Consider the following 21,008-nt stretch of genomic DNA (forward strand, 5'->3'; position numbering starts at 1 on the left):
GGTGAATGCTCACCTTGATTTTCGGGTCATGCTTGGCCTGAGGCCGCGTGCTGTCAAGGATAAATTGTCATTTTCGTTCAAAAAATTTCATTCAAACACAACGCTTCTCGTGTTTACTTTCTAAATTAATGCAAAAATGAGCAACCCAGCTGACTGGGATGGCGGAGGACGCGCATGGGTAAACTCGGCATCGGCGTGATCGGATGCGGCAATATCTCGATGACCTATCTGCGCAATGCTGCGCTTTTCCCCGGCGTGGAATTGAAAGCCTGTGCCGATATCTCGGCGGAAGTCGCCAAGGTCAGAGCCCGGGAATACGGCATTCGGGCACTTGGCGTGGAAGAACTGTTGGGCGATGACGAAATCGACCTCGTTCTCAACCTGACCATTCCAGCCGTCCATTTCGAGGTATCGATGGCGGCTCTTGCCGCCGGCAAGCACGTCTTCACCGAAAAGCCTCTCGCCGTTACGGCGGCGGAGGGCCGGAGGCTGGTCGAGGAGGCGCGTCGGCATAAGCTGGCGATCGGCTCCGCCCCCGATACTTTTCTCGGTGCGGCAGGGCGGACGGCCCGCCGCCTGATGGAAGAGGGAGCGATCGGCCGTCCGACCACCGGCACCGCCTTCATGATGAGCCGCGGCATGGAGCATTGGCATCCCAATCCCCAATTCTATTATCAGCCCGGCGGCGGGCCGGTTCTCGACATGGGCCCCTATTACCTGACCATGCTGGTCAATTTGCTGGGGCCGGCGCGCCAGGTTGCGGCGATGGCGACGACCGGGCAGGCGGAACGGCTGATCACTGCGCCCGGGCCGAACCAGGGCACGAGCTTTGCCGTCGGCACGCCCACGACCTTGATGGCGCTGGTCGAGTTCGCCGGGGGTGCCATCGTCAATGTCGGCATGAGCTGGGACGTGTTCCGCCACTCCAACCAGCCCATCGAACTGCATGGCAGCCAAGGCTCGCTCAGCCTGCCCGACCCGGACACCTTCGGCGGCACCCTCGCCCTCAGCCGCAAGGGCGAGCCCTGGCAGGACATCGATACGGCGGCCATGACCTATGGCGGCCTGAACTGGCCCTATGCCGCGCCCGATCGCGCCAACTATCGGATGCTCGGAGTGGCCGACCTGGCCCGCAGCCTCGAGGAGGGGCGCCGTCCGCGGGCTTCCGGCGAACTCGCGCTGCATGTGCTCGAGATCATGGAAGGCATCCTGGAAGCCGCGCGCCTGGGGCGGACGGTGTCGATCGAGGCTCCGGACGTACAGCCCTCGGCCCTGTCGGAAGACGAGGCGGCGAGCCTCGGCAGCACCGGATAGGAGCAGGTGTTCGGGAAGCCCTAAAGCGTGCCCATGCCACCGTCGATCATGAGTTCGCTGCCGACGGTATAGGTCGCTTCGTCGGAAGCCAGGAACACTACGGCCTTGGCGATTTCGCTGGCCTCGCCGAAGCGGCCGGTGGGCACTAGTCCCTTGATGCTATCGGCGACGCTCTTCAGGTCCTGCTCCGAGAAGCCGAGCTTGCCATAGAGCGGCGTGGCGATCGGACCGGGGCTGACGGCGTTCAGGCGGATGCCCCGCCCGATCAATTCGCCCGACAAGGTGCGGATCAGCGATTGCAACGCGGCCTTCGACGCGGCGTAGACGCTGGAGTTCGGCATGCCGATATGGGCGTTGACCGAGGTGTTCAGCACGATCGACGCCGGATTGGCCAGGATCGGCAGCAGTGCCTGGATCAGGAAGTAAGGCCCCTTCAGATTGATGTCGAAGACCTTGTCGAAATCGGCCTCGCTCCAGTCCGCTAGCGGCTTGAGCTGGGCAATGCCGGCATTGACGAAGAGGATGTCAAGCCCGCCGAAGGCTTGCGCGATGGTCTCGGCGAGCTGTTTTTGCTTGGCGATGTCGGCGGCATCCGACTGAATGACGAGGGCACCTTCGCCCAGTTCCTTGCGCGCGGCCTCCAGCGTTTGGGGATTGGTGCCCGTCACCGCGATGCGTGCGCCTTCCGCCAGGAATTGGCGGGCGGTTTCCAGGCCTATGCCGGTGGTACCGCCGGTAATGAGAGCGCGCTTGCCTGAGAGCCTGTTCATGATTGCAGTTCCTTGTTCATGGGAGACGCTTTGAATGAAGCGAATATGGCGCAGTCATCATGTTCGGGGTATCCTGCTTATATTGGATCTATCTTCCGGGATTTCCGAACAATGAAGCTGGACGGGATCGCGAGTTTCGTAGCGGTGGCAGAAGCAGGTTCGATCAGCGAGGCGGCACGCAGCCTGCGCCTGTCCAAGTCGGTGGTCAGCGAACGCCTGGGTGAACTGGAGCGGACCGTCGGTACGCGCCTGCTGCATCGTACCACCCGGCGCCTGTCGGTGACCGAGGACGGAGCTGCTTTTCTCGAGCGCGCCAGGCGGATCGTGCGAGAGGTGCAAGAGGCGGCTGCGGATCTGGCGGAGCGGCGCGGCACCCTGGCTGGTCCGATGCGGATTGCCGCGCCGATTACCTTTGGGCACATGCATCTCGGTCCGGCCCTGTTTCCGTTCCTGGCTGATCATCCGCAGGTCGAACTCATCCTGGACCTCGACGATCGCCGGGTCGACGTCGCCTCCGCTGCCTATGACGGCGTCATCCGCCACGGTGCCATTGCGGATTCACGGCTGATGGTCTGGCGTCTGGCTCCAAGCCGGCGCATTCTGGTGGCATCCGCGGACTATCTGGACCGCGAGGGCACGCCGCGTTCCATCGGCGAGCTCGATCATCATAAGGGGCTGTTCTATTCGAACCGGGGGGCTGCCGATTGGCGGTTCCTCGGGCCTGACGGTGTCGAAATCGTGCGGGCGAAGGTCGCCTTGCGGGTCAACAATGGTGACATGATCCGTGACGCCGCGCTTGCCGGCCTCGGCATCGGCCTGCTGCCGGCTTTCATCGCGGGCCCCGAGATCCGCGCCGGGAAGTTGCAGGTCGTCGATATCGGCGTGCGGCCGGAGCCGGAATTCATCTTCCTCGCTCATCCGGAAGGGCGCCGGCCGTCAGCCAAGCTGCGGGCACTGACCGAGCATCTGAAACGCAGCTTCGGCGACCCGCCTTATTGGGAGGAGGGGATGTCCATGGCCGCTTCCGCTTGCACGAGCGTCTTGTGATTTGATTGAATCATTTCAAATCGCAAAGACGCGTCGAACCAAAGAGTTAGAGCAAAAACCGTTCACACTTGAACACGCTTTGCTCTAGAAGTGACGCGCGGTCACTGTGAGGTCCTGAGATGAGCGATTTGCCGGCACCAGAGAAGATACGCCCCCTCGGCTGCAGCGGCATGTCGGTAAGCTCTGTGGCCTGGGGCATGTGGCGCTTCGGGGGCGAGGACCTCGCTTCGGCTCAACGACTGGTCGAGACTGCGCTCGAGGCCGGGGTCACCTTGTTCGACACCGCCGACATCTATGGCCCGTCCGACCTCGGCGGCTTCGGGGTTGCCGAGAGCCAGCTCGGCCGGGTGCTCGAAGCCAGCCCCGGCTTGCGCCAGCGCATGGTACTGGCAACCAAGGGCGGCATCGTCTTCGGCACACCCTACAACTCCTCCGCCGCCTATCTTTCCTCGGCCATCGATGCGTCACTGAAGCGGATGCAGGTCGACCGCATCGATCTGTGGCAGATCCACCGGCCCGATATCCTCACCCACCCTAGCGAGATTGCCAGGGCCCTCGAAGACGCGCATCGGGCCGGCAAGATCGCTGCCATTGGCGTGTCGAATTATACCGTTGCCCAGACACAGGGACTGGCGGCTTGCCTCAGCCTGCCCATCATCAGCCATCAGCCGGAATTTTCGGCCCTCAAGCTCGATCCGCTCGCAGACGGAATTCTGGACCAGGCGATCATGAATGACATGGCGGTGCTCGCCTGGTCGCCATTGGCCGGAGGCAGGCTGGCGCAGCCGCAGGACGAGCGGGCACGGGCGGTGGTGGCCCTGTTCGATGCCAAGGCCGCGCAGGCCGGCATTTCCCGCACCGCCGTCGCCCTGAGCTGGTTGATGGTCCATCCGGCACGGACCATCCCGATCGTGGGAACGCAGAATCTCGACCGCATCCGGGAGATCCCGCAAGCCTATCTGCCGCGCTGGAGCCGGGAGGAGTGGTATTCGGTGCTGGTGGCCTCGCGGGGAGAGCGCCTGCCCTGATGCGGCTCAGCCCTGATCGATTGCGCCGATAGCCAGCTTCATGATCGCAAAATCGATGGCGGGGCTCTCGTTGATTTCGATCTGCCATGTCGCGGACAGGCCGGTCCAAGCAATGATCCACTGCAGCATCCGCCTGCGTTCGACACGGGCATGTTCGGTCACGAGGGTCAGCCGGTGTGAAAAACGCTCGGGTGAGGAGGCGAAAGCGCCGCCGTCGCCCTTGCCGGGGTTGCAAAAGAGATTGGCATAGTCGAAGCCACGCTCGCCAAACAGGCCCTTGGGATCGATGACGAGCCAGCCGCGAGGCCCGAAATCGAGGACGTTGTCGTGATGGATGTCGCCATGCAGCACGGTCTCTTCACAGGGATTGGCCAGGAGGGCAAGTGCTTCGGCGGCGCTGCGCGCCAGCAGGCCGCCCTCCCGGGCCGCGGCTGGCTGCAGATCGGCAAACCAGGCCTGCAAGGGAACGAGGGAGCGAGGAGGATCGGAACGGGCTGCATGCAGCTTTGCCGCGACTTCGCAGAGAATGATCGTGGCCTCGTCGTCTCGCCCGGCGGCGACCAAGGCAGAGAGCGGAGCGCCGCCGCGTTCCATCACGATGGCGTCTGCCTCGGCGGCAAAGATCTCGGCAGCGCCCTGAGCGTGCCACCAACTCATCAACAGGCCACCCTGACGCTCTTCTTCCGCCGTGGCCACTTTCAGCATGGCGGGACGTCCTTGCCAGCGCACTGGCAGCAGGCGCGCGGCATGGGTGACGATCGCCTCGCCATCCGGTGTGAGCCGCCAGCGCGCAAGCGCCTCGGCGAAAACGGCATGTTGCCGGAATTGAGACGAATGCATGGGATCTCTCAAAAATAGCCCGCCGTGGCCGCCCGGTGCCCGGAGGGAGAGCGACCGGTAGCCCGATGCCGGCGTCTGGGAAGTGTTTCCTCGGCTTACCGAATGTTCTCGGGCGCCTATTCCAGTGCGGGCGCAAATCACTGCTGAAAAAGGCGAAAATTCCTGCGACGACATTTGGCAATGACGTAGCTTCTCGGTACCATCATGGCAATTCCAATGCTGTTGATTTCGCTCGCGCAGTTGAGATCCGCCAGATGAAGATAGATGCCGGGCTGGGCTCCGATCGCTTCGATGCGGTCGTTCTTCCGGGCGATGTGGCTCTGCTTCGCCGCGTCATCGAGCAAGCCGGTGTCGCCATGGCACTGATCGGGCATGACGGCCGGTTTTGCTATGCCAATCCGGCCTTTTGTCGGCTCACCGGTTACCAGGCGGCAGACTATGTCGGCATGACTCTTGTCGACCTTGCCCATCCGGAGGACCGGGCCGGTCTTTCCTGGGATGGTTGGGACGAGGACGGTGTCAAGCGCCGCTATCGTCGCCATGACGGCACGGTCTTCACCGGCATGACCAGCCTCTCCCAACTGGCCAAGCCGGACGAGGCCTCGCCCTATGCCGCCATTGCGCAAATCGTGGCCGTGTCGGCCCAAATGCCGAACGAGACGAGCCTGGCCGAGGCGGAGTGGCGTTGGCGCCAGGCACTGGAGGGGTCTAGGCAGGTCGTGTGGGACTTCGACGTGCCCACTGAGATGGTGTGGGTGTCGCCGCATTGGTGCACGATGCTCAACCTTCTGGACGACGAGTACGTGCTTTCGATCGGCAATTGGCAGAGCAGGATGCATCCGGACGATCTCGCCCGCACGGCGGAGGCCGCGGAGCGTGTTCGGCTCAATGGCGATCGTGATTTCGACGTCACCTACCGATTGAAGCACAGTGACGGCCATTGGATCTGGGTGATAAGCCGAGGCCGGACGGTTGAGTATGCACCCGACGGCACCGCCAGGCGCATGATCGGAACCATCACCGACATCACGCGGCAAAAGGAGATGGAGGCACGCCTTTCCGCCGTCTCGGAGCGATTGGAAGTTGCCGTGCAGGCCGGTGGTATCGGCATCTTCCACGTCGATTATCCCTCGGGGCTCCGGCATTGGGATGCGCGAACCTACGCGCTTCACGGCGTCACGCCGGAGACGTTCGACAACACGATGGAAGCGTTCCGCAGCTTGCTTTCGCCCGAAGATGCTGCCCGGGTCGACCGTATCCGTCGGAGCGGTCTGCGGTCGGGCTCGCACTATCAGCTCGACTATCGCGTCCGGCATCCGAAGACGGGCAGGGGGCGTCATATCCGCTCCACGGTTCGGCTGATCCGAGGAGAGGACGGCGCCCTGACGCATGGGATCGGTGTCTGCTGGGACGTCACCGACGATGTGGAACGCAATCAGAGGCTGCACGACACGCTGGTTCTGCTGCAGGCCGTGATGAACGGGACGCCCGACCTGATCTACGCCAAGGATCGCGACGGTCGCTACGCGTTGGTCAATCCCTCGGTCGAGAGGCTGATGGGGAAGACGAGCGATGAAATCCTGGGTCGATCCGACACCGAGATTTTTTCGGCCGAGGTGGCGGGCGCCCTGATCGAGAACGACCGCCACGTGATGGAGAGCGGGGAACCCTCCACCATGGAGGAAACGGCGATGCTCGAGGGCTTGCGACGCACCTATTCCTCCACCAAGGCGCCCCGGCGCAACGAGCGTGGCGAGATTACCGGGCTGATCGGCATCTCCCGCGACATCACCGATGCCAAGGTCGCCGAGGCGGCTTTGCGGCAAAGTGAGATGCGCTGGCAGTTTGCTCTCTATGGATCGGGCGACGGGGTCTGGGACCAAAATCTCGAGACCGGGGAGGTGTTCTATTCGCATCAGTGGAAAGCAATGCTGGGCTACGGGGAGGGCGAGATCGGCACCAGCGCGAGCGAGTGGTCGGATCGCGTTCATCCCGAAGACCTGCCGTATTGCCAGGCGACTATCGAGGCGCATCTGCGTGGCGAGACGCCGGATTTCGTTTTCGAGAACCGTCTGCTCGCCAAGGATGGCAACTGGCGCTGGATCTATGACCGGGGCAAGGTGGTCGAACGGGCAGCGGACGGGCGTGCCTTGCGCATTATCGGAACCCATACCGACATCACCGCACGCAAGGAGGCCGAGAGCGCTATCCTGGCCCTCAATCAGCGGCTGCAACTGGCGATCGAGGCGGCTGGCGTCGGCGTCTTCGAGTATGATTTTGCCTCCCAGCGCTATAGCTGGGACGATCGCCTCCACCAGCTCTATGAAATGGCGCCGGGCAGCTATGACGGCAGCCGGCAGGCCTGGCTCGATCGCATTCATCCGGACGACGTCGTCGCGATCACGCGCGAATATGACAGGGCGATGCGCGAAGACTCGCTGTTCGACATGGAATTCCGCTTGCGGGTCCAGCGTTCCGGCAAGATCCGCCACATCCATTCGCTCGCCCGGGTGATCCGCGACGAGGCCGGCGCGCCTGTCCGCACGGTCGGCATGGATTGGGATGTCACCGAGCACAAGGAACTGGTGGAGGCACTGTTCGAGGAAAAGGAGCGATTGCGGATCACCCTGCATTCGATCGGGGACGCCGTGATCTCGACCGACGCTCACGCAAGGGTCACCTTCATGAACCCGGTCGCGGAAGAAATGACGGGATGGATGGGCCGGGATGTGGTCGGCAAGCGCCTGGCCGAGGTGTTTCGCATCGTGGATGAAACCACTGGCGAGATCCTTGCCGATCCAGTGGAGACCTGCCTGGCGCGGATGCGCCCCTATTATCTCAGCGACGGCGCCGTCCTGCTGCGGCGTGATGGTGAGCGACGCAGCGTGCGCGACTCGGCCGCTCCCGTGCGGACGGCCACGGGAGAGATCATCGGTGCGGTGCTGGTGTTCCAGGACGTGACAAAGGCCCGCGTCCTCCAGCAGGCACTCGAACATTCGGCCAATCACGACAGTCTGACCGGGCTTCCCAACCGATCCGCCTTCGAGCGCGAGATCCGACTTTCGCTGGAGCGAGCGCGCCAGGGCGAACATTGGCACGTGCTGTGCTTCATCGACCTCGATCGTTTCAAGATCGTCAACGACAGTGCCGGGCATGCTGCCGGCGATGCGCTGCTGCGCGAGGTCGCCAATCTCATGCGCCGCGTCTGCCGGCCGGAGGATGTGCCGGCGCGCCTGGGCGGTGACGAGTTCGCACTGCTGCTGCGCGATTGCTCGATCGGCGACGGGGAAACGGTTGCGCAGCGCTTTCTGCGTGGCCTGGCCGAATTGCGCTTCGCTTGGGATGGCCGGACCTATCAAATCGGGGCCAGCATGGGGCTGACCAAGATCGATGTGCAGTCACCGCGGCAGGATGAGTTGATGAGCCAGGCCGACATCGCCTGCTACACGGCCAAGACCTCCGGCCGAAACCAGTTTGCGGTCTATGGTGACGGTGAGAGTGCGGCCCATCGCAATCACAGCGAGATGCGGGTGGCTGCGGGTATTCGCCATGCGATTGAAGCCAATCGCTTCCGCCTTTATGCCCAAGAGATCTTCGATCTTTCCGGACAGGGCGGCGGACAGCGGCATTTCGAGATCCTGCTCCGCATGCTCGACGATGCCGGCAACATCGTCGCGCCGGCTGCCTTCATCCCGGCCTCCGAACATTATGACCTGATGGGCAGCATCGACCGCTGGGTCATCCACACCACGTTCCGTCGCTATGGTGCCCATCTGCTGGGCGCCGACGACATCACCCTTGCCATCAATCTCTCGGCCAACTCCTTGAACGATCCCTTCCTCTGGCCGCTGCTGCAGGAGGAGTTTGCGCAATCGGGCCTGCCGCCCCGGCGGATCCATTTCGAGATTACCGAGACTGCCGTGATCAACAATCTGGCGGCCGCCCAGCAGTTTCTTTCCAGGGCGCGTGCTGCCGGCTGCGGTGTAATCCTCGACGATTTCGGCAAGGGACTGTCCTCCTTCACCTATCTCAGGCAATTCTCCGTCGACGGCCTGAAGATCGATGGCGATTTCATCCGGCAGATTACACAGAGCGAAGTCGATCGCGCCATCGTCGAATCGATCAATACGGTCGGTCATCGCCTGGGTGCCATTACGGTGGCCGAGCAGGTGGAGAATGAGGAGACTTTGGCTCTGTTGCGTGGCCTGGGCGTCGATCAGGCCCAGGGCTTCATCCTGGCTCGGCCGCAGCCGCTGGATGCCCTGTTTTGAGCCATTTGCGAGCGGTCGCTATTCGTGGTGAAACTTTTTTCCTGGCATTAAAGTAGCAAAAGATCTTGCACGCGCAGGAATAATCTTTCACTGTGGGTAACAGGCTGCTATGCCTATGAACGAGGCAGCCCATATTCGATGAGGGCAGAGGTACCCATGATTCTCGACGATAAGCGCTGATCGTGCCGGCGTGGCCTGGTCTTGGATGTGGGCGCTAGGGCAGCATGCTCTCGAATCCACCTCTCGCCAGGCGGCCAAGCGACCGGACGACCGAAGTTTTCCGAACTCTTCCCCGGCAAGAAGATCGATGCATTACTCTCTGTTCTCCCTTCTCAAGAATGCCCTGAACGGCCACCGTGGCTGGACGCCGACCTGGCGTGACGCCGAGCCGCGCCTCAATTACGACGTGATCATCATCGGCGGTGGTGGCCACGGTCTGGCCACGGCCTATTATCTCGCCAAGAATCACGGCATCACCAATGTCGCCGTGATCGAGAAGGGCTGGATCGGCGGCGGCAATGTCGGCCGCAACACCACGATCGTGCGCTCGAACTACATGTTGCAGGGCAATATTCCCTTCTACGAGCACGCCATGAAGCTGTGGGAGGGCCTGGAGCAGGATCTCAACTACAATGCGATGATGAGCCAGCGCGGCGTGCTGAACCTCTGTCATTCCGACGCCCAGCGCGACGCCTTCGCCCGCCGCGGCAATGCCATGCGCCTGAACGGCGTCGATGCCGAACTGCTCGATCGCGATGGCGTGAAGGCGATGGCGCCTTTCCTCAACTTCGACAATGCCCGTTTCCCGATCCAGGGCGGCCTGCTGCAGCGGCGCGGCGGCACGGCGCGTCACGATGCGGTGGCCTGGGGCTATGCGCGTGCCGCCAGCGATCGCGGTGTCGATATCATCCAGAATTGCGAAGTGAAGGGCTTTGTCCGCGAAGGCGGTGCCATCGTGGGTGTCGAGACCACCCGCGGCACCATCCGGGCCAAGAAGATCGGCATGGCGGTAGCGGGCAATACCTCCAAGGTCGGTACCATGGCGGGATTGCGCCTGCCGATCGAGAGCCATGTGCTGCAGGCCTTCGTCACCGAGGGGCTCAAGCCGCTGATCCCGGGCGTGATCACTTTCGGCGCCGGCCATTTCTATGTCAGCCAGTCCGACAAGGGCGGCCTGGTCTTCGGCGGCGACATCGATGGCTACAATTCCTATGCCCAGCGCGGCAATATGCCGGTGGTGGAGGATGTCTGCGAAGGCGGCATGGCGGTGATGCCGATGATCGGCCGTCTCAGGCTGCTGCGCAGCTGGGGCGGCATCATGGACATGTCGATGGATGGCTCGCCCATCATCGACAAGAGCGGCATCGACGGCCTCTATCTCAATTGCGGCTGGTGCTATGGCGGCTTCAAGGCGACGCCGGCTTCCGGTTGGTGCTTTGCCCATCTCATTGCCAAGGATCAGCCGCACGACGTGGCGGCGGCCTATCGGCTCAATCGCTTCGAGACAGGAGCGGTGATCGACGAAAAGGGCCAGGGCGCCCAACCCAATCTTCACTAGAGCACAACGCGGTTGGTAGAACGCGATTTTGCTCTAGCTCTTTGTTTCAACGCGTTTTTGCGATTCTTGGCGAAGCCGTCGGATCGCAAAACACTTCAAGGCACGATTCAATGCGGATTGCCTGTCCTTATTGCGGTGCGCGCGGCGTGCACGAATTCACCTATCTCGGCGATGCCGGGCCGAGCCGTCCGGATGCCTCGGCGCCGGATGCCGGCAAGCACTTTTATGAATATGCCTATCTGCGCAACAACCCCGAGGGAGCGCATGAGGAGTTCTGGTATCACGGCTCGGGCTGCCGTTCCTGGCTCAAGGTCCGGCGTAACACCAAGACCCACGCAATCGAAAAGGCTGAACTGGTGATGCCTCAAGCTTTGGGAGCCGCATCATGAGCGAGGCCGTTTCCTTCCGTCTGCCCTCCGCCGGCCTGGTCGATCGTAACAGCACGGTGCGGTTCCGCTTCGACGGCAACAGCTATGAAGGGCTTGGTGGCGACACGCTGGCCTCGGCCCTGCTTGCCAACGGCATCCGCCTGGTCGGGCGCTCGTTCAAATATCACCGTCCACGCGGCATCTTCACCGCGGGCCCGGAGGAACCGAATGCGCTGGTGGAACTGCGCAGCGGCGCCCGACGCGAGCCCAATACCAAGGCCACTACGATCGAATTGTACGAAGGCCTGGAGGCGGCGAGCCAGAACCGTTGGCCCTCGCTGAAATTCGACCTCTTGTCGGTAAACCAGCTCGCTGGCCCGATCTTTGTCGGGGGCTTCTACTACAAGACTTTCATGTGGCCGGCGGCCCTGTGGGAGAAGCTCTATGAGCCGATGATCCGCCGTGCCGCGGGCCTCGGCAGCGCCAGTCAATTGCCGGATCCCGACACCTACGAGAAGGCCGCCGCCTTCTGCGACGTGCTGGTGATCGGTGCCGGGCCGGCTGGCCTGATGGCGGCGCTCGAGGCGGGCCGGGCCGGCGCGCGCGTGATCCTGTGCGACGATGATTTCCGGCTTGGCGGGCGGTTGTTGGCCGAGCGGCATGAGGTCGGCGGCAAGCCGGCCGCTGCCTTTGCCGCCGATATCGAGGCGGAACTCGCTTCCATGCCCGAGGTGCGCATCTTCAGACGCACCCAGGTGTTCGGCGTCTATGACACGGGTACCTATGGTGCCCTGGAGCGGGTTGCCGATCACCTGCCCGTACCGCCCGCCCATCAGCCGCGTCAGCGCCTGTGGCACATCATGGCCAAGCGCTGCATCAACGCCATGGGCGCCATCGAGCGTCCCATCGTCTTCGGCGGCAATGACCGTCCGGGCGTGATGCTCGCCTCAGCAGCGCGCAGCTACCTCAACCGTTATGGCGTAGCGCCGGGCCGCCAAGCGGTGGTGTTCACCACCAGCGACGATGGCTGGCGCACGGCGGCCGATCTCGTGGCTGCCGGTGTAACCGTGGCAGCGGTCGTTGATCCGCGCCGTGAGGTCGATGCGGCGGTGTCCGGCTGGGCCGGCAAGGCGGGAACGCGCACTTTGCTCGGTGCGAGCGTGACCGACGCCAAGGGCGGCGCCCAGGGCGTCAAGTCGGTCGAGGTGATCGCCGAGCGCAAGCGCGAGACTATTCCCGCCGATTTCCTGGCGGTGTCCGGTGGCTGGAACCCGCAGGTCGCACTCACCACCCATAAGGGCGCCCGGCCGCGCTGGTCGGATGAGCTTGCGGCTTTCGTGCCGGGCGATCTGCCTGATGGCATGACGGTGGCCGGGGCCGCCAATGGCGACTTTTCCCTGGGTGCTTGCCTGCGGGCGGGCGCGCAAGCGGGCCGGGCCGCGGCTGGCGATCTCGGCTTTTCCGCCGGGCAGGCTCCGATCCCGGCCTGTGACGACGAGCCGACGGGCCTCAAGCCGCTCTGGCATGTCGCCGAGACGAAGAGCAAGGCTTTCGTCGACCAGCAGAACGACGTCACGGCCAAGGACATCGAGATCGCCCATCGCGAAGGCTTCCGCTCGGTCGAACATCTCAAGCGCTACACCACGCTCGGCATGGCGACCGACCAGGGCAAGACCTCGAACATCTCGGGCCATGCCATGATGGCGGGCCTGCTCGGCCGTTCGATGACGGAGGTCGGCACCACGGTTTCGCGTCCGCCGCATTTCCCGGTGGCGATCGGCGCTTTGGCCGGGCCACATCGCGACAAGCATTTCAAGGCAACGCGCCTTACGGCGGGTCATGAATGGGCGATGGCCAACGGCGCCACCATGGTGGAGGCCGGCCAGTGGCTGCGCCCACAATGGTTCTCACGTCCGGGCGAGAAAGACTGGCTGGAGAGCGTCTGCCGCGAGGTCAAGACCACTCGCTCGATTGTCGGCGTGTGCGATGTCTCGACCCTCGGCAAGATCGACATCAAGGGGGCCGATGCCGGCGCTTTCCTCGACCGCGTCTATATCAATACCTTCTCGACTGTTGCTGTCGGCAAATGCCGCTACGGCCTGATGCTGCGCGAAGACGGCTTCGTCATGGATGACGGCACGGCGGCCCGCTTTGCGCCCGATCATTATGTGATCTCGACCACCACGGCGAATGCCGTGAAGGTGATGCAGCATCTCGAATTTTGCCGCCAGACGCTCTGGCCCGAACTCGACGTCTCGCTATCCTCGATCACCGAGCAGTGGTCGCAATATGCGGTGGCCGGGCCGAAGGCGCGGGAACTGCTGCAGAAGCTCTACGGCGCCAGCGCCGATCTGTCGAACGAAGCCTTCCCCTATATGGGATGTGCAACGCTGCAGCTCGGCAATGTCGGCTCGCGGCTCTACCGGCTCTCCTTCTCGGGTGAACTCGCCTTTGAGATCGCGGTACCAGCCCATTACGGCCTTGCGCTGCTCCAGGCGCTGATGACCCTGGCCGAGGAAATCGGCGGCTGCGCCTACGGCACCGAGGCTCTCGGCGTCATGCGCGTGGAGAAGGGGCATGTCGCCGGCAACGAGCTCAACGGCCAGACCACGGCCCGCGATCTTGGCCTCGGCAAGATGATGTCGACCAAGAAGGACTATATCGGCCGTGTCCTGGCCCAGCGTCCGGCCTTGGTGGCGCCCGATCGTCCCGGCCTCGTCGGCGTCAAGCCGGTCAATCCGGCGGATCGGCTGCGTGCCGGCTCGCATTTCCTCAAGAAGGGGGCCGCGGCTGTCGCGGCCAACGATGAGGGCTTTGCGACTTCCGTGGTCTATTCTCCGATGCTCGAAAGCTGGATCGGCCTTGGTCTTCTTGCCAATGGCCCATCCCGCCACGGCGAGGTGATCCGGGCCTATGACCCGGTGCGCAACGGCGACATCGAGGTCGAAGTCCTCTCGCCCATCTTCTTTGATCCTGAAGGGAGCCGTCTCCATGTTTGACGCCATCAGTGCCGGGCGTTTGGAGTCCCGTAGCGCCTTTGCCGGCTTGCTGAAACCGGTGGGAGCGGGGGCGGGCGTCACCGTGCAGGATCGCTCAGGCCTGGAAATCGTCACCCTGGCTGCCCGCAAGGGGCAGGAGGGAGCGCTGGCGGCCCGCATGCAGGCCGCCTATGGCCTGGGGCTGCCGAATGGCCCCAAGCGCGCCGTCGCCGGCGCGCTCGCCGCCCTGGGCATCGGGCCGTCGGCCTGGCTGGTTACGCGCGAAGCTGGCGAGGCCAATCTGCTTGTCTCGGATCTGGTCGAAACGGTTGGCACGCTGGCGTCAGTAACCGACCAGACCTCCGGTTATGCCGCTTTGCGGGTGTCAGGTCCGCGAGCCCGCGATATGTTCGCCAAGGGGCTGGACATCGACCTGCATCCGCGCGCGTTCGCCCCGGGGGATGTCGCGGTCACCGCATGCTCGCATATCGGCGTGACATTGTGGCAGCTCGACGAAACGCCGACCTATGAGATCGCCCTGTTTCGGAGCATGGCCGGCAGCTTTTGGCACTGGCTTGGTGACAGCGCCGCGGAATTCGGCCTGGTGGCGTAACAGGGTTGCTGTTTGGGCACGTGCTCAGCCTTACCCTGTCCTCAACGGGGAAAGGGTAAGGCTGAGAGATTTCGTCACTCTTCCTTGCTGAGGAACCGCGTCAGATGCTCGTTGGCGGCGTTGTCCTGCCATCCCTTCACCTTGTTCGAGACCAGCCAGAGATCGGCATTGGAGAGTAGCGGCGCGACGGGCTGGTCGCGCGCCAGCAGCGCCTCGGCATTCTCCAGAATCTTCAGGCGCTTGGCCGGATCGGCTTCCGTATAGGATTTGGCGACCAGCGCGTCATAGTCCGGACTGGCAAAATGGGAATAGTTGAACGCCTTGTTTGCCGTCATTGGTAGCGCCAGGAAGTTTTCGGCGTCGGCATAGTCGGCCACCCAGGCCGCGCGCGCCACCTCGAAGGTGCCGCCGTCGCGCAGGAAGGCGTAGTGGGACTTGCTGTCCGAATTGAGCAGCGAGACCTCCACGCCGAGCGCTTTCCACATATCGGCCACGGCGGTGGCGATCCGGCGATTGTTGTCGTTGGTGCCGAAACGGATGGTGAGCTTCAGTGGCTTGCCGCCTTCGCCGAAGCCGGCCTGCTTGAGCAGGTCCTTGGCGGCGTCCTCGCGGTCGAGCTGGGGCATCTGCGCGAAATCAGGCTTGGCGGATGTATAGCCTGGCAGGCCCGAAGGGACAAAGCTGTAGCTGCCGACGCGTGTTCCCGAGAAGATCTTCTCGGCCAGGAAATCGCGATCGACCGCCATCGACAGAGCGCGCCGAACCCTGGCATCGTTGAAGGGCGGGGTGCGGGTGTCGAAGGCATAATACTCATTGGTCAGGTTCGGCGAGACATGCACCTGATCGCCCACCTTCTCCTTGAGAAATTTCAACTGATCGGCCGCGAACTCGAAGGTCATGTCGAGCTCGCCCGCAAGAAAGCGTCGCTGGGCTGCGGCCTGGTCATCGATCGGATAGGAGATCACCTTATCGATGCGGACATTGGCGGCATCCCAGTAACGCTGGTTCTTCACCAGCGTGACATGATCATTGGCAAGGTTCTCGGTCAGGGTGTAGGCACCGTTGGAGATCAAATTGCCGGGCTTGACGAAGTCGGCCTTGAGCTTCTCGACCGAGGCCTGATGCACCGGCAGGGCGCTTTGATTGGCAAGAAGTTGCAGGAGATAGGGCGTTGGCCGTTCCAGCGTGATCTCCAACGTTCTATCATCGAGGGCCTTGACGCCGAGCGTGTCGACGCCGGCCTTGCCGCTGTTCACGGCTTCGGCATTCTTGATCGGATAAAACAGATTGGCGAAGCTGGCGGCTTCCTTGGGATCCTCGAGCCGGCGGAAGCTGAAGACGAAGTCACCGGCGGTGACCGGATCGCCATTGGACCATTTGGCGTTGGGGCGCAGCTTGAAGGTATAGACGAGACCGTCGGACGACATCGACCAGCTCTGGGCTGTCCCCGATGTGATCTTGCCGGCAGCGTCGAAAACGGTGAGCCCCTCGAACAGGTCCTTGAGGATGAACTGTTCGGCAATGATCGAGCTGTGGGTTGGATCGAGCGTCTGCGCCTCGGCACCATTGCCTTTGTGAAGCACCGTCTCGGCCCAGGCAGGGTGGGCGGACCCACTCAAAAGGCCGGCCGTGAGGGGGAGGACGAGGGCGAATAGTCTCAGTGCGGGCTTCATGCGGACTTCCCCTTATGGGCGTCCCGGCTGTTGCCGAGATTCGTGATGGCACGAGTAAACGTGCTCGTTCCGCCCGCGACAACCCTGGACATTCGCGGGGGATAAGACCTTCGAGGCCTGGGTTCAGATTGCGGTCCGGCGCAACAACAAGATGAGTCCCGCCGCGATGATGAAGGCGGCGCCGAGCAGGGTCACCATGTCCGGTACGTCGCCGAAGGCGAAATAACCGACGATCGCGGCGCCAACGAGTTCGGCATAGACGAGAGGTGCCAGGGTCGAGGCATCGGCGAAGCGGAAGGCGATGATGGAGAGCAGGTGGCAGACCGCCGAGATCAGGCCGAGGCCGGCGAAGAGCAGGAGATGATCGACTGCGGGGGCGGACCAGGAAAGCACAGCCTGCGGCGTAAGCAGCGCGGCACCGACGAAGCACTGAAAAGCCAGGGTCTTGACGGGATCACTCCGCTGGGCCGCCCGCCTGGTGGCGATCAGGTAGAAGGCAAAGCAGATACCGGAGGCCAGGGCCAGCAGAATGCCGGGCTCGATGGCGCTGCCGGGCTGGAGAATGATGAGCGAGCCGGCGAAGCCCAAAGCGAGGCTGACGCCCTTGGCCAGCGTCATGCGTTCCTTGAGCACGACGACCGAAAGCGCGACGGCCAAGACCGGGCCTACGAAATAGGCGCAAAGCGCCGTCGCCAGCGGGATGCGGGCAATGGCCAGGAAATACAGGGTCATCGCCGCGACCAGGAAGACGGTGCGCGCGACATGGGAAGCAAGATGCTCGGCCGGGAACATTCTCTTGCCATGCAGGAGGGCCGAGATAGGCAGTACCGCCAGACCGGCCACTGCATAGCGCGCCCAGCCGATGAAGAAAGGCGAGTAGTCGGCACTCAGATATTTGGCGATGCCGTCGACGGACGGCACGCTCACCATCGCAATGATCATGGCCAGGATGCCTCGGGTGGATCCTGAGGTTTCGGCGGAGGCAGGCATGGCCATGAAGGAACCTATCGATAACCGGTCGCGTCAGCCGGCTTCCCGGCTTCTTCGACCTCCGGAATGTAGCGCCAAGCGTCAGGCTGGGAGCCGTCAAGATCGGTGAAACCGTAGATTCGCGCCAGTTGTCCGCTCGAAAGAGACTGCCCGTTCCAGCGATTCTTTTCAGCATCGCCTGCAAGAGCCGCCACTGCACGCCCGACAAAGCGCGGCGTTTCCGAAATGACGAAATGCGGCACCGTCGCCATGGCATCCCGCCAGTTTTCTTCTGAAACGCCGAACGCCTCGAGCATCATTTCCGAACGCAGCCAGCCCGGGGTGAGAGCCACCGAGGTCGCGCCATGCTTGGCAAGGTCCTTGGCATGCGCCCAGGCGAGGCGGATCACCGATGTCTTCACCAGATCGTAAAAGGGCGAGAGACGATAGTGTTCGGCATTGTATGCCGCCGTCCCGTCCGTCATCTCCACGAGAAGACCGCCGGGGCGCTCGATCAGCAAGGGCAGGGCGTGGTGTGCGGTGATCAGATGGGTATCGATGCCCAGGCGTAGCAGGCGCAATCCCTTGTCGAGGTCGTGCTCCCAGACGGCCTTGTTCCATTCGAACAATTTCTCGCCGCCCCAGATGTCGTTGACCAGGATGTCGAGGCGGCCATGTTCGGTCCGGATCCGTTCCACCAGGCCGCGCACCTCGTCGGGTACGAGATGGTCGACGCGGATGGCAATGCCCTTGCCGCCCGCCGCATTGATCAGTTCGGCCGTCTCCTCGATGGTTTCCGGCCGGTCATATTCCGAGCGATGGCCGCGCGTGCTGCGTCCGGTGACATAGACGGTTGCGCCTGCCGCACTGAGTTCGACGGCAACGCCTCGGCCGGCTCCTCGCGTGCCGCCCGTGACCAGTGCGATCTTTCTGTCCAGCATGAGAACAACTCCCAGTTTCGATAGCGAGCACCTTTTCTCGTTGCCCGAAACAATATATATAAATGATCGTTCGGTTATAAATGGTTGTCAAGATGCCTAGACACAAGACTTTGCCCGACGAGGCCGTGCTGGAGGCCGCCCTCAAGCTGCTTCACAGCAAGGGGCCGGAGGCTCTGACATTTGCGGGTTTGGCGCAGGCCTGCGGACTGGCCGCGGCCACTCTCGTGCAACGCTTCGGCAGCAAGGTTCACCTGAAACAGGCCGCTTTGCTGTATGCCTGGGATCGTCTAGATGAAAAAACCGCACAATTGGCAGCACGGGCATCGCGCACGCCGGAGGGCGCGATCGACCTGCTGGTCGCCCTTTCCGGGGATTATGGCGGTATCGAATCCTATGCCGAGGGATTGCTGATCCTGCGGGAGGATCTGCGCGATCCTCTATTGCGGGCCCGCGGCGCGCGCTGGCGCGCGGTTCTCGTCGGCGTCCTCGATGCTTGTCTGGCGAAGCAGAGCGACGGGCAGGCGGGGCTTGGCCAGTTGATGGCCTCACAGTGGCAAGGCTCGCTGGCGTGGTGGGGCTTCGAGCCCAAATGCAGCATCGCCGACCAGGTCGGATGCGATCTCAGGCATTTCATGGCTGCACTGCAGCATCGTCGAATGGGCGCCTAACGGGCGCCCACTCTATCACTTTAAGCCTCCTCGCGGAGGCCCAAGATCACCGGGCTTCGACGGAGCGAAGCTGCGTCACCTGAGCACGCTCCGGCAGCTTTACCGGCAGCGGCGCGTCGTCGCCTGCGTGGTCGAGCAAGGCCATGCGTTCGGCGACCCAGCTTTCCGCCAGCGCAAGCGCATGCGGCGTCATGCGATAGGTGCGCACGCGGCCGGCCTTCTCGGAGACGACGATACCCCCAGCTTCGAGCACACCGAGATGCTTGAGCACCGCAGGCATGCCCATTGAGAGGGGGAGTGCGAGTTCACTGACAGAGGCTGGTCCGCGGGCAAGACGATCGACCATGGAGCGACGGCTGGTATCGGCGAGCGCATGGAACATTCTGTCGAGTGTAAGAGGATCGAGGCGAGCTTCCACGTCAGGCTACTTTCTTAGTCGGAGGAGGAAACCGGCCAGCAACGTGCCGGCCGGTGTGGCGTCAAGCCAGGGAAAACAATCGCGGGAATACCAGTCTGGCGGGTCCCGGGCCTGGAAAGGGGAGGCATCGGCGTTGAGTTTCGATGGATGGTTTGGTTCGGCGAATGCCTGGGTTTCACATGCGCGATCCGGCTCCCGATCTTGCCGGTGAATCAGCTGATACGATGAAGGAGAGAGCGTCATCGTCAGGCCTCAAAATGCCAATGATCTTCCAAACCGCGCTGGGCTGCCCAAGGAGCCTATCGAATTGATATCTTTCGAAATTCCAAACTTCTGTCCGTCTTGCCGATCACAAAAAGAAGCCCGCTGCGCGGGCTTGGGAGGGTATCGAGAGAACCGAGCGAAGGTGCGAACAGCACAGCATGGAGGGGATCTGTTTGGAGATCGCTGCGCCGTTCGCAAGAGCAATCTAGACGGGCGGCGCTAGGAGCACACTCCGTCAAATATGACGTGTCGAATTTGACGGATTGGCTGGGAGGCGCGAATAGCGCGCAGGCCTCGCGGCGTGTGAAGGCGAGGCTTTTTTGCATAAAGATGCGTAGATTGGAATAGATTTAGCAGGTTCGGGCGCTGGCAGGAAGCCGATCCTGATACCTCTTTAGTAGCAGGCTTGGCATTTGCCATGGGAAAGAGCCGCTGCGGACGCCGATTCGGCCGCGATCGAAACAGCCGTCGAGCCGCGATGGCTGGCCTTATTCTGCTGGCGCGGCAATCTCCTTCTCGGTCAAGGTCCGCCTAGCCAGAATCAGCGCCGCGATGGCGCAGAGGGCGATGATGGTGACCATCGGCAAGGCCGTGCCGTTGAAGAACAGGCTGGCGATCGCGATCATGACAGCCTCGGTCACCATCTGCAGCGTACCGCCAAGGGCCGAAGCCATGCCCGCGATGGGGCCGTGACGTTCCAGCGAAAGTACCATGCTGGTCGGAATGACCAGGCCGAGGAAGGCAAAGGTGATGAACAGCATCACGATCAGGACGGGCAGGCTATCGACACCGCTGGTAACCACCGCGAAGTGACGCCGAAACCCAGAAAGAAAGCCATCAGGGTCATTTGCGCGGCGGCGGTGCTGGTCTGGAGATGCTCCGCCATCGAAGGGAGGGCGGGAATATACATATCGATTGCAAACGGGCCGATGGTGGCTAGCAGGCCGAGCACCAGAGCGTTGCCAGCAAAGCTGTGCGGCATGGCAAATCCTGTGATGACCAGCGAGTTGGAGAGCCTCGAAGACGCGCCCGATGCGGGCGGGAGGCATGAACCTGAAGGTCTGCTTGCCGCTCACGTGGTTATCGCGGGCCGACTCGTCAAGCAAGAGCCTGAAATAGACAGACCAGTCCGTCCGTCGGCCGTTCTGCCGCGAAATCGCGCCTCCCGGCCGCTCGAGAAAGGAATTACGGTATGTAGGTGCTGTAAATGGCTCGAGCTGAAAAAGCCGGCAGCGACAACCGGCAACGAAAACGGGGGAAGAAGTAATACTTCTTCCCCCGTTCACCG

General features: G+C 62.9%; 17 protein-coding genes. 9 read left to right on the top strand and 8 right to left on the bottom strand.

The window, feature by feature from the left end:
- Positions 1-174 precede the first annotated feature (174 nt).
- Positions 175-1,314, top strand: coding sequence for a Gfo/Idh/MocA family protein (locus ACR9ZN_RS32015; protein ID WP_481274134.1), 1,140 nt, complete (start codon positions 175-177; stop codon positions 1,312-1,314).
- A gap of 20 nt (positions 1,315-1,334) precedes the next feature.
- Here ACR9ZN_RS32015 and ACR9ZN_RS32020 read toward each other — a convergent pair whose 3' ends face one another.
- Positions 1,335-2,084, bottom strand: coding sequence for an SDR family oxidoreductase (locus ACR9ZN_RS32020; RefSeq protein ID WP_481274135.1), 750 nt, complete (start codon positions 2,082-2,084; stop codon positions 1,335-1,337).
- A 111-nt stretch (positions 2,085-2,195) separates the two neighbouring features.
- Between ACR9ZN_RS32020 and ACR9ZN_RS32025 the strand changes: the two genes are divergently transcribed.
- Both ACR9ZN_RS32025 and ACR9ZN_RS32030 read left to right on the top strand, forming a co-directional pair.
- On the top strand, positions 2,196-3,131 hold the full coding sequence (locus ACR9ZN_RS32025) for a LysR family transcriptional regulator (protein WP_481274136.1): 936 nt from the start codon (positions 2,196-2,198) through the stop codon (positions 3,129-3,131).
- Positions 3,132-3,301: 170 nt separating this feature from the next.
- Entirely contained in the window at positions 3,302-4,159 is an 858-nt protein-coding gene (locus ACR9ZN_RS32030; RefSeq protein ID WP_481274137.1) for an aldo/keto reductase, read from the top strand.
- 6 nt (positions 4,160-4,165) lie between these two features.
- Here ACR9ZN_RS32030 and ACR9ZN_RS32035 read toward each other — a convergent pair whose 3' ends face one another.
- The gene (locus tag ACR9ZN_RS32035; protein ID WP_481274138.1) at positions 4,166-4,999 is read right to left on the bottom strand and encodes an aminoglycoside phosphotransferase family protein; all 834 of its coding nucleotides are present in this window, start codon (positions 4,997-4,999) and stop codon (positions 4,166-4,168) included.
- A 254-nt stretch (positions 5,000-5,253) separates the two neighbouring features.
- Between ACR9ZN_RS32035 and ACR9ZN_RS32040 the strand changes: the two genes are divergently transcribed.
- The 5 genes from ACR9ZN_RS32040 (at position 5,254) to ACR9ZN_RS32060 (ending at position 14,787) form a co-directional block, all read left to right on the top strand.
- Positions 5,254-9,270, top strand: coding sequence for a PAS domain-containing protein (locus tag ACR9ZN_RS32040; protein ID WP_481274139.1), 4,017 nt, complete (start codon positions 5,254-5,256; stop codon positions 9,268-9,270).
- 307 nt (positions 9,271-9,577) lie between these two features.
- Positions 9,578-10,828: a sarcosine oxidase subunit beta family protein gene (locus tag ACR9ZN_RS32045; RefSeq protein ID WP_481274140.1), complete on the top strand. Its 1,251-nt coding sequence runs from the start codon at positions 9,578-9,580 to the stop codon at positions 10,826-10,828.
- Positions 10,829-10,938: 110 nt separating this feature from the next.
- Positions 10,939-11,217, top strand: coding sequence for a sarcosine oxidase subunit delta (locus tag ACR9ZN_RS32050; RefSeq protein ID WP_481274141.1), 279 nt, complete (start codon positions 10,939-10,941; stop codon positions 11,215-11,217).
- A complete protein-coding gene (locus ACR9ZN_RS32055; protein ID WP_441773776.1) occupies positions 11,214-14,195 on the top strand; it encodes a sarcosine oxidase subunit alpha family protein in 2,982 nt (993 codons plus the stop codon). The genes ACR9ZN_RS32050 and ACR9ZN_RS32055 overlap by 4 nt, the downstream gene beginning before the upstream one ends.
- Entirely contained in the window at positions 14,188-14,787 is a 600-nt protein-coding gene (locus ACR9ZN_RS32060; protein ID WP_454813317.1) for a sarcosine oxidase subunit gamma, read from the top strand. The genes ACR9ZN_RS32055 and ACR9ZN_RS32060 overlap by 8 nt, the downstream gene beginning before the upstream one ends.
- 74 nt (positions 14,788-14,861) lie before the next feature.
- Here ACR9ZN_RS32060 and ACR9ZN_RS32065 read toward each other — a convergent pair whose 3' ends face one another.
- The 3 genes from ACR9ZN_RS32065 to ACR9ZN_RS32075 form a co-directional block, all read right to left on the bottom strand.
- Positions 14,862-16,460 carry a peptide ABC transporter substrate-binding protein gene (locus ACR9ZN_RS32065; protein ID WP_454813318.1) on the bottom strand — a complete coding sequence of 533 codons (1,599 nt, stop codon included), beginning with the start codon at positions 16,458-16,460 and terminating at the stop codon, positions 14,862-14,864.
- Between the two features lie 123 nt (positions 16,461-16,583).
- Positions 16,584-17,456 carry a DMT family transporter gene (locus ACR9ZN_RS32070; protein WP_481274142.1) on the bottom strand — a complete coding sequence of 291 codons (873 nt, stop codon included), beginning with the start codon at positions 17,454-17,456 and terminating at the stop codon, positions 16,584-16,586.
- Between the two features lie 8 nt (positions 17,457-17,464).
- A complete protein-coding gene (locus ACR9ZN_RS32075) occupies positions 17,465-18,370 on the bottom strand; it encodes an SDR family oxidoreductase (RefSeq protein WP_481274143.1) in 906 nt (301 codons plus the stop codon).
- Positions 18,371-18,462: 92 nt separating this feature from the next.
- On the opposite strand from ACR9ZN_RS32075, the gene ACR9ZN_RS32080 reads away from it, so the two are divergent.
- On the top strand, positions 18,463-19,038 hold the full coding sequence (locus ACR9ZN_RS32080; RefSeq protein WP_454816721.1) for a TetR/AcrR family transcriptional regulator: 576 nt from the start codon (positions 18,463-18,465) through the stop codon (positions 19,036-19,038).
- A 46-nt stretch (positions 19,039-19,084) separates the two neighbouring features.
- On the opposite strand, the gene ACR9ZN_RS32085 is transcribed toward ACR9ZN_RS32080, so the two are convergent.
- The 3 genes from ACR9ZN_RS32085 to ACR9ZN_RS32095 all read right to left on the bottom strand — a co-directional run bounded on the left by ACR9ZN_RS32085 (position 19,085) and on the right by ACR9ZN_RS32095 (position 20,702).
- Entirely contained in the window at positions 19,085-19,420 is a 336-nt protein-coding gene (locus ACR9ZN_RS32085; RefSeq protein WP_441773780.1) for an ArsR/SmtB family transcription factor, read from the bottom strand.
- A 788-nt stretch (positions 19,421-20,208) separates the two neighbouring features.
- Positions 20,209-20,523 carry a hypothetical protein gene (locus ACR9ZN_RS32090; RefSeq protein WP_481274144.1) on the bottom strand — a complete coding sequence of 105 codons (315 nt, stop codon included), beginning with the start codon at positions 20,521-20,523 and terminating at the stop codon, positions 20,209-20,211.
- On the bottom strand, positions 20,487-20,702 hold the full coding sequence (locus ACR9ZN_RS32095) for a hypothetical protein (protein ID WP_481274145.1): 216 nt from the start codon (positions 20,700-20,702) through the stop codon (positions 20,487-20,489). The genes ACR9ZN_RS32090 and ACR9ZN_RS32095 overlap by 37 nt, the downstream gene beginning before the upstream one ends.
- Positions 20,703-21,008: the final 306 nt, after the last annotated feature.

It is taken from the genome of Labrys sp. HAY1-8F (genome assembly GCF_056754975.1).

Excerpts from the sequence above, each read along its gene's own strand:
- ACR9ZN_RS32050 (WP_481274141.1), top strand. The coding sequence starts at position 10,939 with ATGCGGATTGCCTGTCCTTATTGCGGTGCGCGCGGCGTGCACGAATTC.
- ACR9ZN_RS32080 (WP_454816721.1), top strand. The coding sequence starts at position 18,463 with ATGCCTAGACACAAGACTTTGCCCGACGAGGCCGTGCTGGAGGCCGCC.
- ACR9ZN_RS32055 (WP_441773776.1), top strand. The coding sequence starts at position 11,214 with ATGAGCGAGGCCGTTTCCTTCCGTCTGCCCTCCGCCGGCCTGGTCGAT.
- ACR9ZN_RS32040 (WP_481274139.1), top strand. The coding sequence starts at position 5,254 with ATGAAGATAGATGCCGGGCTGGGCTCCGATCGCTTCGATGCGGTCGTT.
- ACR9ZN_RS32025 (WP_481274136.1), top strand. The coding sequence starts at position 2,196 with ATGAAGCTGGACGGGATCGCGAGTTTCGTAGCGGTGGCAGAAGCAGGT.
- ACR9ZN_RS32045 (WP_481274140.1), top strand. The coding sequence starts at position 9,578 with ATGCATTACTCTCTGTTCTCCCTTCTCAAGAATGCCCTGAACGGCCAC.
- ACR9ZN_RS32085 (WP_441773780.1), bottom strand. The coding sequence starts at position 19,420 with ATGTTCCATGCGCTCGCCGATACCAGCCGTCGCTCCATGGTCGATCGT.
- ACR9ZN_RS32015 (WP_481274134.1), top strand. The coding sequence starts at position 175 with ATGGGTAAACTCGGCATCGGCGTGATCGGATGCGGCAATATCTCGATG.
- ACR9ZN_RS32075 (WP_481274143.1), bottom strand. The coding sequence starts at position 18,370 with ATGCTGGACAGAAAGATCGCACTGGTCACGGGCGGCACGCGAGGAGCC.
- ACR9ZN_RS32030 (WP_481274137.1), top strand. The coding sequence starts at position 3,302 with ATGTCGGTAAGCTCTGTGGCCTGGGGCATGTGGCGCTTCGGGGGCGAG.
- ACR9ZN_RS32095 (WP_481274145.1), bottom strand. The coding sequence starts at position 20,702 with ATGCCGCACAGCTTTGCTGGCAACGCTCTGGTGCTCGGCCTGCTAGCC.
- ACR9ZN_RS32020 (WP_481274135.1), bottom strand. The coding sequence starts at position 2,084 with ATGAACAGGCTCTCAGGCAAGCGCGCTCTCATTACCGGCGGTACCACC.
- ACR9ZN_RS32065 (WP_454813318.1), bottom strand. The coding sequence starts at position 16,460 with ATGAAGCCCGCACTGAGACTATTCGCCCTCGTCCTCCCCCTCACGGCC.
- ACR9ZN_RS32035 (WP_481274138.1), bottom strand. The coding sequence starts at position 4,999 with ATGCATTCGTCTCAATTCCGGCAACATGCCGTTTTCGCCGAGGCGCTT.
- ACR9ZN_RS32070 (WP_481274142.1), bottom strand. The coding sequence starts at position 17,456 with ATGGCCATGCCTGCCTCCGCCGAAACCTCAGGATCCACCCGAGGCATC.
- ACR9ZN_RS32060 (WP_454813317.1), top strand. The coding sequence starts at position 14,188 with ATGTTTGACGCCATCAGTGCCGGGCGTTTGGAGTCCCGTAGCGCCTTT.